Source organism: Pseudomonas sp. FP1740, from assembly GCF_030687165.1.
Taxonomy (GTDB): Bacteria; Pseudomonadota; Gammaproteobacteria; order Pseudomonadales; family Pseudomonadaceae; genus Aquipseudomonas.
On record NZ_CP117461.1, the window covers coordinates 2964054 to 2977650 of the forward strand.

A 13597-nucleotide genomic window follows, 5' to 3' on the forward strand; every position below is an offset into this window, starting at 1 on the left:
AGCGTGTCAGAAAACGACACATCACATACCCGCTGCCGACAGTTATTGTTCTAAAAGCGACAGGCCTTTGATCTGCTCCGCACAACCATTGCTCAGCTAAACCTTTGCTTCTGCTCGTTTATCGCGGAGAATCCCGCCCCTGTTTCGGCCGGAGCATGTCTGTCGGTTTTTTCCGACGCGTCCTGGCCGGGTGGCAAGTGACCGGAAAGCGGAGATCCGACCGGATGAATGATCAGGCCAATAGCGTCGACGAACGCTACGTAGCGGCGACACCAGCGAGCCTCGAAAGCTGGAATCGCCATGACACCACCTGGATGCTGGGCCTGTTTGGCACGGCAATCGGGGCCGGTACCCTGTTTTTACCCATCAACGCGGGGCTGGGCGGCTTTTGGCCGTTGCTGATCCTGGCGTTGCTGGCGTTCCCCATGACGTTTTACGCGCACCGTGGCTTGACCCGCTTTGTGCTGTCCGGTCGTGAAGGCGCAGACATCACCGAAGTGGTGGAAGAACATTTCGGCATTAAGGCCGGCGCGCTGATCACCTTGTTGTATTTCTTCGCGATCTTTCCGATCCTGCTGATCTACAGTGTGGCCCTGACCAACACCGTGGGCAGTTTCCTCGAACATCAGCTGCACATCATGCCGCCACCGCGCGCCGTGCTGTCGTTCGTGCTGATTCTCGGCCTGCTGGCGGTGGTGCGTTGCGGTGAGCAGGTGATCGTCAAGGCCATGAGCCTGATGGTGTATCCGTTCATCGTTGCGCTGCTGTTCCTGGCGGTGTTCCTGATTCCTCACTGGAATGGCGGCATCCTCAGCACCGCGTCCACGCTGCCTGAGTCGTCGGCGCTGCTGCACACCCTGTGGCTGGCGATTCCGGTGATGGTGTTCTCGTTCAACCATTCGCCGATCATTTCGGCATTCGCGGTGGACCAGAAACGTCGCTACGGCACTCATGCCCAAGAGCGCAGCTCGCAGATCCTGTCCCGCGCTCACCTGTTGATGGTGGTGATGGTGCTGTTCTTCGTCTTCAGCTGCGTGCTGACCCTGTCGCCGGCGCAACTGGCGGAAGCCAAGGCGCAGAACCTGTCGATCCTGTCGTACCTGGCCAACCACTTCAGCAATCCGACCATCGCCTTCGCGGCGCCGTTGATTGCCTTCGTGGCCATTTCCAAGTCATTCCTGGGCCACTACATCGGCGCCAGCGAAGGCTTGAAGGGCTTGATCGTCAAGAGCGGCAAACGCCCGGCGCCGAAGACCCTGGACCGCATGACCGCAGCGTTCATGCTGGTGGTCTGCTGGGTCGTCGCGACTCTGAACCCGAGCATTCTCGGCATGATCGAAACCCTCGGTGGCCCGGTCATCGCGGCGATTCTGTTCCTGATGCCGATGTACGCGATCCGCAAAGTACCGGCGATGGCGCGTTACCGTGGCCAAGCCTCCAACGTCTTCGTGACGCTGGTGGGCCTGGTGGCGATTTCGGCGTTGATCTACTCGCTCACCGCCTGAAGCAGCGGGCGATCAATCGGGGCTGCCCCGGTTGATCGCCCCCTTCGAATGCCCGGCCAGACGACCTTTGGTTCGCTGGCGGCAATGCTCGATAGCCGCAACGGCTTTTTCGCAGGCCTTGCACAGTGTGGCGGGCGCTGCGGCTTGCTGCGGTGCGAACCACTCGGGGCAGAAGCTGATCACACCGTCCGGCGAATGCATCCATTGGCTGATAACGTGTTGAACCGTCCCACCCAGGCCCTTTCTGGCACGCAAGGCGTTAAGTGATGGCGCACAGAGCTGGTCCAGCGCCAGCCGATGGACCTCGCGCAAGAACGGTGAAATCTGTACCGAAAGGTAGGCAATGCCGAACTTCTCCTGGGCTACACGTGCGCCCAACGCCCAAAACGAGCCCACCACCACGATATCCTCATGGCGCCGCGCTGCGATGTAGTCATAGGTCGGTTTGAGCAGGTGCGAGACTGCGTTCCACTGCTCTGCCAAAGCGCTTTTCGAGTCTCGCGGGCGGGGCGTGTCGCCGCAGGTTTGCTGGCCTAACGGCTCGAATTCCAGCCCGTACTGTTCGACGGTGGCTTTGAACGCCGGCAGGCTGCACAAGGTCGCGCGATGACCGCGCAGGTTCAGCGCATGGGCCAGGCCAATGAAGGGGAAAACGTCACCGGGCGAACCGATGGCGATCAGGATGACCCGCATGACTCCTCCTTGAGATAAGGCCCGTGGGGCCTCGTGGCACGCCGTCCTGGTGCCGACATCAGGCAAAGATAGCTGGGTAATTGGCGTCAGGCATAAAAAAACGCCGCTCATCTCACGATGGGCGGCGTTTTTTATGGCTTTGTAGCGTTAGGCTTGAACGACCGGGATGTTGGCGTTCGCAGCAGCTTCACGGAACTCGGCGATCTGGTCGAAGGACAGGTAGCGGTAAACGTCGGCCGCCATGCTGTCGATCTTGCCAGCGTATTCCATGTACTCCTCGACGGTCGGCAGGCGACCCAGGATGGACGCAACGGACGCCAGCTCGGCCGAAGCCAGGTAGACGTTCGCGCCGTCACCCAGACGGTTCGGGAAGTTACGGGTCGACGTCGACACCACGGTGGAGTTCGGCTCTACACGTGCCTGGTTACCCATGCACAGCGAGCAGCCTGGCATTTCCATGCGTGCGCCGGCCTTGCCGTAGATGCCGTAGTAGCCTTCTTCGGTCAGCTGGTGAGCGTCCATTTTGGTCGGCGGCGACAGCCACAGACGGGTTGGCAACTGACCCTTGACCTGATCCAACAGTTTACCGGCAGCGCGGAAGTGACCGATGTTGGTCATGCACGAACCGATGAACACTTCGTCGATCTTCTCGCCAGCAACGCTGGAGAGCAGACGGGCGTCGTCCGGATCGTTTGGTGCGCAGAGCACAGGCTCATTGATGTCCGCCAGATCGATTTCGATGACTTCGGCGTATTCGGCGTCGGCATCGGCTTCCATCAGTTGCGGGTTGGCGATCCAGGCTTCCATCGCTTGAGCGCGACGTTCCAGGGTACGTGCATCGCCGTAGCCTTCGCCGATCATCCAGCGCAGCAGGGTGATGTTGGACTGCAGGTACTCGGTGATCGACTCTTTCGACAGCTTGATGGTGCAACCGGCAGCCGAACGTTCGGCCGACGCGTCGGACAGCTCGAAAGCCTGTTCCAGCGTCAGGCCTTCCAGGCCTTCGATTTCCAGGATGCGGCCGGAGAAGGCGTTTTTCTTGCCTTTCTTCTCGACGGTCAGCAGGCCATTCTGGATGGCGAAGTAAGGAATGGCATGAACCAGGTCACGCAGGGTGATGCCAGGTTTCATTTTGCCTTTGAAGCGCACCAGGATCGATTCCGGCATGTCCAGCGGCATGACGCCGGTGGCTGCGGCGAACGCGACCAGACCGGAGCCGGCCGGGAACGAGATGCCCATCGGGAAACGGGTGTGCGAGTCGCCACCGGTACCCACGGTGTCTGGCAGCAGCATGCGGTTCAGCCACGAGTGGATGATGCCGTCGCCCGGACGCAGGGAAACGCCGCCGCGGGTCATGATGAAGTCAGGCAGGGTGTGGTGGGTGGTCACGTCGATCGGCTTTGGATAAGCCGCGGTGTGGCAGAAGGACTGCATCACCAGATCAGCGGAGAAGCCCAGGCACGCCAGGTCTTTCAGTTCGTCACGGGTCATAGGACCTGTGGTGTCCTGGGAACCCACGGTGGTCATCTTCGGTTCGCAGTAGGTGCCAGGACGAACGCCTTTGCCTTCTGCCAGGCCGCAAGCCTTGCCGACCATTTTCTGCGCCAGGGTGAAACCCTTGGTGCTTTCGGCCGGTGCTTCAGGCTTCTTGAACAGGTCGAACGGTGGCAGACCCAGTTCGGCGCGAGCCTTCTCGGTCAGGCCACGGCCGATGATCAGCGGAATACGGCCGCCGGCGCGGACTTCGTCCAGCAGAACCGGGGTCTTCATTTCGAAGGTGGTCAGGACTTCGTCGCTGTTGTGCTTGGTGACTTTGCCAGCATGCGGGTACAGGTCGATCACATCGCCCATGTTCATGTTGGAAACGTCGAACTCGATTGGCAGTGCGCCGGCATCTTCCATGGTGTTGTAGAAGATCGGAGCGATCTTGCTGCCGAAGCAGAAACCGCCAGCGCGCTTGTTCGGCACGTAAGGAATGTCGTCGCCGAAGAACCACAGTACCGAGTTGGTAGCGGATTTACGCGAGGAACCGGTACCGACCACGTCACCGACGTAGGCGATAGGGAAGCCCTGGCCGCGCATTTCTTCGATCTGCTTCATCGGGCCGGTCTTGCCTTGCTCGTCCGGAACGATGCCGTCACGGGCCATTTTCAGCATGGCCAGGGCGTGCAGCGGGATGTCTGGACGCGACCAGGCGTCTGGAGCAGGGGACAGGTCGTCGGTGTTGGTTTCGCCGGTGACCTTGAACACGCGCAGGCTGATCTTGTCGGCCAGCACCGGGCGCTTCTTGAACCACTCGCCGTCAGCCCAGGATTGCAGCACGGCTTTGGCGTGAACGTTGCCGTTCTTGGCTTTTTCAGCCACGTCGTGGAAGGCATCGAACATCAGCAGGGTGTGCTTGAGTTCTTCGGCAGCCACTGGCGCCAGTTCGGCGTCGTCCAGCAGGTTTACCAGGGTCACGATGTTGTAGCCGCCCTGCATGGTGCCGAGCAGTTCAACCGCGCGCTTCTTGTCGATCAGAGGGGATTTGGCTTCGCCCTTGGCGAGGGCAGACAGGAAACCGGCCTTTACATAGGCGGCTTCGTCAACTCCTGGCGGAACGCGATTGGTGATCAGGTCAACGAGGAAAGCTTCTTCGCCAGCCGGGGGATTCTTCAGCAGCTCGACCAGGCCTGCAGTTTGTTCGGCGTTAAGCGGCTGGGGAACGATACCCAGTGCTGCGCGCTCTTCGATATGTTTGCGGTAGGCTTCAAGCACAGTTATTACCCTCATCAGTGGTCCCAAATGGGTGTCCGGGACGCTCATCCCGAAATTGCCGTACTCATGCGCTGCGTGGCGTTGTGGGCCGCTTAGCCAGAATTACCGGCAATTCCTTACAGAAGCTGCTTTCAAAGTTTTACGCCTGCAGAACGGGGAGCTGATGAGGGTTGGCGTTGGGCTTTTCCCCGCTGGAAAAACCCTTCGCCAACACCGCTCTGAAGGAACGACTGTGCTCGTGACGCTTTGAAAACAGCTTCTTAACGGACATTGGCGCCTTAAAAGGCTGGCTGATTCTACGGCAAAAAAAATTTAAAGGTAAGTTAGCCCCCGAATTTTGAGGGGTGATGAATGTTAGACAAAGGGCTAACATGCCGACCTGTTCTGCTTTCCCGTGTTTTGTCTACCTATGCCCAATCAGACCATCAAGACCCCCTGCGTCGGCCTCTGCTCCACTGTTTACGGTGATTTGGTGTGCCGTGGCTGCAAGCGTTTCCATCACGAAGTGATCCACTGGAACGGTTACAACGAGGAAGAAAAACGCGCGGTGTGGTTGCGGCTTGAGCAGCTGTTGTCGCAGGTGATGGCTGCCAAGGTAGAAATTTTCGATCCCGCGCTGCTGAGAATGCAGCTGGAACAGCGCAAGATCCGCTTTGTGCCGCATCAGTCGGAGTATTGCTGGGCTTATCAGTTGATCGCCCGGGGCGCGCGGGTCATCAATAATCTGGAAGCCTACGGGATGGTGTTGCTGCCGGAGTTTCGCGACTGGAACCTGCCGGAATTGCGCGATGCCATTGATCGGGAATTTTTCCTGCTCTCGGAAGCGCATTACCAGCGCTACATTGCGCCGGGGTTTCTCAAGGACGCCTTCGGCGGATAGCCTTTGAAGGCAAAAGATCGCAGCCTCGTTTCACTCGACAGCTCCTACAGGGAAACACGATCCATGTAGGAGCTGTCGAGTGAAACGAGGCTGCGATCTCTTGATCTTGCTCAATGCCGGGTCACGATCTCTTCCAGATGATCCATGATCTCGTCCGGCTTGAGCACCAGCACATCGCTCTCCAGCGCATCGAGCACCACTTCCGCCGTATTGCCGATCAACGCCCCGGACAACCCGGTCCGCGCCACGGTGCCGATCACCGTCACAGAGGCCCCCAGCTTATGGGCCATGAACGGAATCAATACGTCCGCCGGGCCTTCCTCGATGTGCAGGTGGTCGTCGTCGATGTCGAACTCGGCCTGGAACGCCTGGCACTGCTCGCGGTAACGGGCCTCGATGGTTTCCTTGAGCTGCAACGTCGGGTCGGCCGCCGATAGCATCGGCGAGGGATGGGCGCTGATTACATGCAGCTTGGCCTTCGCCAGGCTGGCAATGTCATAGCCGTAATCAATGATGGTGTTGTGCAAATGACGGTGTTCGTCATCGGTATTGCCGACATCGATCGCCGCCAGAATCACCTTGTCCTTCCAGGAACCGGCGGTTTTTACCAGGAGCACCGGTGTCGGGCAGGTGCGCAATACCTTCCAGTCCTCGGGTGTCAGCAGCGCTTTCTTCAGTGGGCTGTCGGGGTAATGCTGTTTGATCACCAGGCCACAACCTTCAGCCTGCTGCACATCGATAATGGTGTCGTGCAGGCTTTCGTTCCAGGCTTGCTCGGTGGTGACGTTGTACCCGTCCGCCAGCAGGGCCGCCTTGAGCACGCCGAGCATCGCGCTGTGATCATGCTTTTTATCGCAGACCAGCAGGTGCAGATGAGCCTGGGTCGCGCCAGCGATCAATTTGGCCCGTTTGAGCGCCAGGCTTTCCGAGTGTTCGGGTTCAATGACCACCAGAATGCTGCGAATGGCTTGCATGATCGGGATCTCCAGGAAGGTAAAAACACTGCGTTGGACAACTATAGTTGCTGGTCGGGCATTCGCGACTTGATGCATATCAACGGTGGCGACTGGTGGTCTGTCGGCAGGCCGGTATAATCGGCGCCCTTCGTCTTGAACCTTTTATCCGTGAGCCCCATGATCCTTCCCGAAATTCACGAGTTCCTCGGCTGCCGCACGCCCGACGGTTGGGTCCAGGCCGCGCTGGCCGATCAGGAAACGCTGCTGATCGACCACAAAAACTGCGAATTCAAGGCGGCCAGCACGGCGTTGAGCCTGATTGCCAAGTATCACTCCCACGTCGATCTGATCAACCTGATGTCGCGTCTGGCCCGGGAAGAGCTGGTGCACCACGAGCAGGTCATGCGTCTGATGAAAAAGCGCAAGATCGAGCTGCGCCAGCTGTCCGCCGGGCGTTACGCCTCGGGGCTGCGCAAAGTGGTGCGTAGCCACGAGCCGGTGAAACTGGTGGATACGCTGGTGGTCGGCGCGTTCATCGAAGCCCGCAGTTGCGAGCGTTTCGAGGCGTTGGTGCCGCATCTGGATGAGGAACTGGGCAAGTTCTACTTCGGCCTGCTGAAAAGCGAAGCCCGGCATTTCCAGGGGTATCTGAAACTGGCCTATCAATACGGTGACGCCAAGGACATCGCCCAGGTGATCGACAAGGTGCACGACGCCGAACAGGCGTTGATCGAGTCGCCGGATGTGGAGTTCAGGTTTCACAGTGGTGTGCCGGTCGCGGCGTGAAAAAGTTTCATTTTCAATAATTGTTAAAAACTCTTAAAAGAATGAAATATCGCCAAAAACCGGTCCCCGTGGCCGGTTTTTGCTGGCTGCGATAACCGTCCCTTCACCGATTGGCGCCATAATGCCGCCCACTTCATTCAAGGGGCGGCAGACGGTCGTTATGGATAACCTGGGTTTTGGCAAGGTATTGCTGGTGGAAGACGACGAGAAGCTCTCCGGGCTGATTGCGCATTTCCTGTCCCAACACGGTTTTGAAGTCCGCGAGGTACACCGTGGAGACCTCGCGGTAGCCGCTTTCCTTGAATTCAAACCGAAAATCGTCGTACTCGACCTGATGTTGCCGGGCCAGAGCGGCCTGCACGTGTGCCGCGAAATCCGCAGCGTATCCGACACACCCATCGTCATTCTCACCGCCAAGGAAGACGACCTCGATCACATTCTCGGCCTGGAATCCGGTGCCGACGACTACGTGATCAAACCCATCAAGCCCCCTGTGCTGCTCGCTCGTCTGCGTGCCTTGCAACGCCGTCAGATGCCGGACAGCAGTGTGTGCAGCTCACTGGAATTCGGTCATCTGAGCATCGATCGCAGTTGCCGCGAAGTGCGCCTGGCGGGCGAGGGCATTGAGCTCACCACCATGGAATTCGAACTGCTGTGGTTGCTGGCCAGCGCTGCCGGCAAGACGCTGTCCCGCGACGACATCCTCAACCGCATGCGCGGTATCGCCTTCGACGGCCTCAACCGCAGCGTCGACGTGTACATCAGCAAACTGCGCGGCAAGCTCAAGGACAACCCGCGCGAACCGGTGTGCATCAAGACCGTGTGGGGCAAGGGTTATCTGTTCAATCCGTTTGCGTGGGAGCTGTAAATGCTGCGGTTATTTTTGGGACTGTTTCTGGTGATGACGGTTGGCCTGGTACTGGGGCTGCAAACCGTCGAGCGCACGTTCGATGCGCTGCTCGATGGTCAGATGCGCAGCTACAACCAAGAGGCGGTGCGTGGTCAGGCCTGGTCGCTGGTCGAGCAGTTGCGCGGCCTGGACAGTCCGGCCCGGGAGCGACAGCTGGAAGCCATACGCCCTCACTACGGTTTGGGCCTGGCTCTGGTCGAGACCGATCAATTGTTTCTGACCGATCAGGAGCAAGCCGAGTTGGCCCAGGGCCTGCTGGTGATGCGCGACAAGTACACGCATTTCATCTCGCGTATTGACGACGGTTCGCAACTGCTCAGCATCAAGCTGCCGGACGAGCCGAGTCTGATGCCGTTCTACATTGCCGCGGCCTATCTGATGATCGCGGTGATGATCGGTTTTGTATTGTTTTTCTGGGTGCGCCCGCACTGGCGCGATCTGGAGACACTGCGCCTGGCCGCCGAACGCTTTGGCGACAACGACCTGTCGGCGCGCATCCAGCTGTCCAAACGCTCGAACATTCGTGACCTGGCCGAACACTTCAACCTGATGGCCGCGCGCATCGAGGGGCTGATCGCCAACCAGCGCGAGCTGACCAACGCGGTGTCCCATGAGCTGCGCACACCCATCGCGCGGTTGTCGTTCGAACTCGACCAACTCAAGCAACAGCCCGACCCAACCCAGAACCGCGAGTTGATCGCCGACATGTACGCCGACCTCGGCGAGCTGGAAGAAATGGTTTCCGAGTTGCTGACGTACGCCAGCCTTGAACGCGGTGCCACGGTGATCACCCGGGAGAACATTCAGGCCAGCCATTGGTTGGACAGCGTGGTGGGCAGCGTGGCGCTGGAGGCTGAAGCCGCCGGGGTGCAATTGCTGATTGTTGAATGTCAGGTTGACGAAATTCGTATCGAACCGCGCTTCATGGCCCGGGCAGTGATCAATTTGCTGCGCAATGCCATTCGCTATGCCGACCAGCGGGTGGAAGTGTCGTTGGTGCGCACCGGTGATCATTACGAAGTGCAGGTCAACGATGATGGGCCGGGCGTGCCGCTGGACGGGCGGGCGAAAATCTTCGAACCGTTCTCGCGCCTCGATGCCAGCCGCGACCGCCGCACCGGTGGTTTCGGCCTGGGCCTGGCGCTGGTGCGGCGGGTGTCTCAATCCCATGGCGGGCAAGTGGAAGTGGCGGATTCGCCGTGGGGCGGGGCGTCGTTTCGCATGACCTGGGCGCACCTGGATTAGATCTTTTTGGGACACCAATCCACCTGCCCAACCAACGACGTCTGCATCCGCCGCTGCACAGTCGGGCTGTCGGCCGCATCGTTGGCCAGGCACTGCGCTGCCAGCACCGTCGAAAAACTCCACGGATCATTGACCGGCAATGACCAGGTAAAGTCCGATCCGCGACTCGCATGTTCGAAGGTAGCGCCGAGGATGATCGGCCCCATCTGATAGGTCCCATCCAGCCCCAGCACCGGGCGCGACTTGATCGAACCCATGCCGTCGAGATCATCCGGGTCTTTGAACCCGCTCTTGCGATCCTTGCGCACATCACTGGCGCCGATGTACGCGCTCAAACCGAAATCGTCTTCATCAAACGCCAAGCCCGGACCTTTATGGGTATCGAAGAAAACTCCATAAGGGCTGCTGATCTTTGCCCCCGGCAGCGGCACCACTACACGTTCGTCGCTGCTGCTGTAACACGGCACGCTGGCGGCAAACAGCAGGCAGCATGAAGTCAACGGCAGCGACAACGAACGGAACATGGGAGCACCCGAAGGAAGGTTGGATGCGGCCATGCTAGGTGGGTGCCGACGAGCAATCTTTGACAGCTTTGTCGGAAAACTGTCAAAGACTGTGAAGGGGCCTAACGGCTCAAACCCAGGCGTTCATGCCACTGGGCAATGGATTCTACCGGGTAGACCTCGAATTGCTGGTCCCCCGGATACACCTCGACTTCCACCCACGGCGCCTTGGAGCCGAGCATCAGGTGCGTGTGCTCGGGCGGCACCGGCAACGGGGTGTCGATGGCCGAGGCAAACGGGTGAATCAGCTCCGGCCATTCAGGGCTGAACAGCCATAATCCCGAGCCGCACAGGGAACAGAAATGCCGCTCGGCGGTGCTGCGCCGGGCGCGCTTATCGCCTTCGTCCTTGAGCCGCGCATGGTAAATCGAGATGTGCTTGCGACCACGCACCTTGAGGCTCTGGGCGTCGCCCGCCAGGTTGATCGCATAACCGCCACCGCCCTGGGTCTTGCGACAGATGGAGCAGTAGCAACGCTGATAAGGGTAGGGGTGGGCGCTGGTCAGGCTGAACGACACCGCGCCGCAATGGCAGGAGCCTTCGAGCTGCATGTGGGAGCCTCCGATGGGGTTGGGATGACTCAAGACAGACTAGACCGTAAGCGTTTCTGCACTTGAGTTTATGCCTGCGCTGTCGCGGTCTACCGGTTAGGCACCCGCCACAAATACCACGACGCCACCGTCCGATAAGGGCTCCACGCCAACCCGATATCAATCATCTGCTTGCGACTCGGCTGTTGTTCCAGCCCCTTCAACCGGCGATAACCCTCACGCACTCCAAAGTCATCGGCCGGCAAAACGTCCGGCCGTTCCAGGCTGTAGATCAGCAGCATCTCCACAGTCCAGCGGCCCACTCCGCGCAAGGTGATCAAACGTTCGATCAACGCTTCATCGTCCATCGCCAGCGCCGTGGCGTAGTCCGGCACCACGCCGTCCAGCGCCGCCTGGGCGATGCCCTGAATGGTTGCGATCTTGCTGGCGGAAAAGCCGCAACCGCGCATCTGCTCGAAGTCGGTCGCCAGGATCTGCTCGGGTCTGGGGAAGGTGCTCGCGGGAAACAACGCCAGCAGCCGGCCGACAATCGCATCGCCAGCCTTTGCATGCAGTTGCTGATAGGCAATCGCCCGCACCAGCGACTCATAAGGATCGCGCGCCGCATGGGGTTGATGCAGGCAGGGGCCGATGGCGCTGATGTGGCGCTGCCAGTCGGCATCGAGGGCCGAGAGAAAATCGCTGGCCAGTTGATAGGTGTCGGGCATGGAGCATCCTGAGGGGCGGGTGGCTGCGGGAAGGCTAGTCGTCTCCCCGCAGCGCCGCACTCCATTGCTTGCGGTCAAACTTTGCCGGTCGGGGCCAGCAGGGCGTTCACTTGGCTGTAGGTGAAGGCCTTGAGGTGACTGCTGTCGAGCGTGCCGGTTTGCAGAAAACTTTTGGCCAGGCCGGCCATGGCGCCGTAGAGGAATTCGGCGATGCCCGAGCCGGCGCTCAAACGGCGCACGCCAAGGGCTTGCAGTTCTTCAGGCGAAGGCAGGCCCGGGAAGCCGAGCACGTTCAGCGGCAGCGTCGTGCCGTGGCACAGGGCGTCGATCTCGTACGCCGCCGTGACGCCAGCGGCGAACAGTCCGTCGGCACCGGCCGCCTGATACAACGCGGCGCGTTTGAGCGTCTCGGCGACGCGATCTTCGGCCGGCACCAAGCCCCTGAGGTATACGTCGGTGCGGGCATTGATGAACAGCTTCACATCCCGGCGATTGGCGACCTGGCGCGCGATTTCGATCTTGCGGGCCAGCAGGTCGGGCGAGGCAGCACCATCCTCGATATTGATCCCCACGGCACCGGCGGCGATCACCGCGTCGACCACCTGCGCAACTCGCTCCAGGTCATCGGAATAACCCGCCTCAATGTCCACGCTTAACGGCACGCTGATGACCCGGGCGATGGATTCGACGGTGGAAACCAGCCGCTCAAGCGGCAAGGTGTTGCCATCCGGATAACCATGCACCCAGGCCACCGCTGCGCTGCTGGTGGCCACGGCTTTGCTGCCCAGCTGTTCCACCAGTCGCGCCCCGGTGGCGTCGGCGACGTTGGTCAGAATCAACAGCCCGCTCTGGTGCAGTTGATGGAATTGAGTGTCGAGTGTGTCCATGGAATGTCCCTCCTTATGACTTTTTATTGAAAAACAATGGAGTGATCAGAATGCCAGTTGTTGGGTGATTTGCACCGCGGCGCTTTCCAGCCTGAGCAGAAACGCTTTACGCGGTTGTCCACCACCATAGCCGGTCAACGAGCCGTCTGCGCCGATCACCCGATGACAGGGCAGCACAATCGCCAGACGGTTTTGTCCGTTGGCCATGCCTACGGCGCGACTGGCGCCGGGCTTGCCCAGTTGCGCGGCAATCGCGCCATAGGTGCTGGTCTGGCCGTAGGGGATCTTCATCAATTCGCTCCACACCTGCTTGGCGAACGCGCTGCCGGGCAGGTGCAGGGGCACGTTGAATTCGCTCCGTTTGCCGGCGAAGTATTGCGCCAGTTCTTCTTCAATCTGCTGCAGATGCCCGTTGTGGCCGGGGGCCACGGCGTAGCCATAATGGTTCTGTAGCTCTTCGATTTCCTTGGTCAATGCCGGCCGGTCTAGAAACTCCAATAGCACCAACCCACGCCGTTCGGCCATGGCGATCATCGGTCCCAGTGGCGTGGTCAATCGGGTGAACAGCAGCGGCTCGCTGTGGGCGGCGCGACCGGGCGTGATGTGGAAGGACTTTTGAAACGCATCGCGAAAACCGCTCAAGGATTCGTAGCCGGAATCGAACGCCGCGTTGTCGATGGATTCGCCTTGCTTGATGCCACCGAGGGCGATGCCCAGGCGTCGGCTGCGCAGCCAGGCGTGAAAGGTCATGCCGAAATGCTGCTTGAACCAGCGCCGCAGTTTCAGCGGCTCGATGCCCTCGGCGAGCAATTGGGCATCAGTCCAGCGCAGGTCGGGGTTGGCGTCGACGGATTTCAGCAGTCGTTGCACCCAGTCCGGCGCAATGGCCGCGGCGTCCAGCGGCTTGCACCGCAGGCAGGCCCGATAACCCGCCGACATCGCCTCATCGGCATGGGCGAAGAACTCGACGTTTTCCGGCTTCGGTTTGCGCGCCGTGCAACTGGGGCGGCAGAAGATGCCGGTGGTTTTGACCGCGGTAAAGAACACCCCCTCGTAGGCGGTGTCGCGTTCGAGCATGGCGCGAACCATCTCGGCGTGGGGCGGAAGCACAGCGTTTTGTAGGTTCATGGGCTGAGCATAAGCCGCGTTGCCTGGCG

The 13597-nt window shown here is 60.2% G+C and carries 13 protein-coding genes; 5 read left to right on the top strand and 8 right to left on the bottom strand.

All coding sequences use genetic code 11. The features are described from left to right. Window positions 1-224: 224 nt before the first annotated feature. Complete coding sequence (locus tag PSH69_RS13525) at window positions 225-1505, top strand: serine/threonine transporter (RefSeq protein ID WP_096480080.1); 1281 nt, start codon at window positions 225-227, stop codon at window positions 1503-1505. A gap of 12 nt (window positions 1506-1517) precedes the next feature. On the opposite strand, the gene PSH69_RS13530 is transcribed toward PSH69_RS13525, so the two are convergent. Both PSH69_RS13530 and acnB read right to left on the bottom strand, forming a co-directional pair. Then, window positions 1518-2198, bottom strand: a complete 681-nt coding sequence (locus PSH69_RS13530) for a glycosyltransferase (RefSeq protein WP_305412476.1) — start codon at window positions 2196-2198, stop codon at window positions 1518-1520. Between the two features lie 147 nt (window positions 2199-2345). Then, window positions 2346-4955 (bottom strand): bifunctional aconitate hydratase 2/2-methylisocitrate dehydratase, encoded by a 2610-nt coding sequence (acnB, locus tag PSH69_RS13535; RefSeq protein WP_305412827.1) that lies wholly within the window; start codon window positions 4953-4955, stop codon window positions 2346-2348. A 409-nt stretch (window positions 4956-5364) separates the two neighbouring features. Here acnB and PSH69_RS13540 point away from each other — a divergent pair, with 409 nt between their 5' ends. Beyond that, window positions 5365-5835, top strand: coding sequence for a DUF1289 domain-containing protein (locus PSH69_RS13540; protein WP_007937731.1), 471 nt, complete (start codon window positions 5365-5367; stop codon window positions 5833-5835). A gap of 110 nt (window positions 5836-5945) precedes the next feature. On the opposite strand, the gene PSH69_RS13545 is transcribed toward PSH69_RS13540, so the two are convergent. Further along, the gene (locus PSH69_RS13545) at window positions 5946-6809 is read right to left on the bottom strand and encodes a universal stress protein (RefSeq protein WP_305412478.1); all 864 of its coding nucleotides are present in this window, start codon (window positions 6807-6809) and stop codon (window positions 5946-5948) included. Window positions 6810-6968: 159 nt separating this feature from the next. Between PSH69_RS13545 and PSH69_RS13550 the strand changes: the two genes are divergently transcribed. The 3 genes from PSH69_RS13550 (at window position 6969) to PSH69_RS13560 (ending at window position 9732) form a co-directional block, all read left to right on the top strand. Next, window positions 6969-7577: a tRNA-(ms[2]io[6]A)-hydroxylase gene (locus PSH69_RS13550; protein WP_305412479.1), complete on the top strand. Its 609-nt coding sequence runs from the start codon at window positions 6969-6971 to the stop codon at window positions 7575-7577. 160 nt (window positions 7578-7737) lie between these two features. Further along, entirely contained in the window at window positions 7738-8445 is a 708-nt protein-coding gene (locus PSH69_RS13555; RefSeq protein WP_305412828.1) for a winged helix-turn-helix domain-containing protein, read from the top strand. Next, a complete protein-coding gene (locus PSH69_RS13560; protein WP_305412481.1) occupies window positions 8446-9732 on the top strand; it encodes an ATP-binding protein in 1287 nt (428 codons plus the stop codon). Here the strand turns inward: PSH69_RS13560 and PSH69_RS13565 are convergent. The 5 genes from PSH69_RS13565 to PSH69_RS13585 all read right to left on the bottom strand — a co-directional run bounded on the left by PSH69_RS13565 (window position 9729) and on the right by PSH69_RS13585 (window position 13568). Beyond that, a complete protein-coding gene (locus tag PSH69_RS13565; RefSeq protein WP_305412483.1) occupies window positions 9729-10256 on the bottom strand; it encodes a hypothetical protein in 528 nt (175 codons plus the stop codon). The two genes, PSH69_RS13560 and PSH69_RS13565, sit on opposite strands and share 4 nt — an antisense overlap. A 101-nt stretch (window positions 10257-10357) precedes the next feature. Further along, the gene (locus tag PSH69_RS13570; protein WP_019648936.1) at window positions 10358-10846 is read right to left on the bottom strand and encodes a GFA family protein; all 489 of its coding nucleotides are present in this window, start codon (window positions 10844-10846) and stop codon (window positions 10358-10360) included. An 89-nt stretch (window positions 10847-10935) separates the two neighbouring features. Further along, entirely contained in the window at window positions 10936-11553 is a 618-nt protein-coding gene (locus PSH69_RS13575) for a DNA-3-methyladenine glycosylase (protein WP_305412485.1), read from the bottom strand. Between the two features lie 74 nt (window positions 11554-11627). Continuing rightward, window positions 11628-12440: an isocitrate lyase/phosphoenolpyruvate mutase family protein gene (locus PSH69_RS13580; RefSeq protein ID WP_018929642.1), complete on the bottom strand. Its 813-nt coding sequence runs from the start codon at window positions 12438-12440 to the stop codon at window positions 11628-11630. A gap of 45 nt (window positions 12441-12485) precedes the next feature. Beyond that, window positions 12486-13568 (bottom strand): bifunctional transcriptional activator/DNA repair enzyme AdaA, encoded by a 1083-nt coding sequence (locus PSH69_RS13585; RefSeq protein ID WP_305412488.1) that lies wholly within the window; start codon window positions 13566-13568, stop codon window positions 12486-12488. Between the last annotated feature and the right edge of the window lie 29 nt (window positions 13569-13597).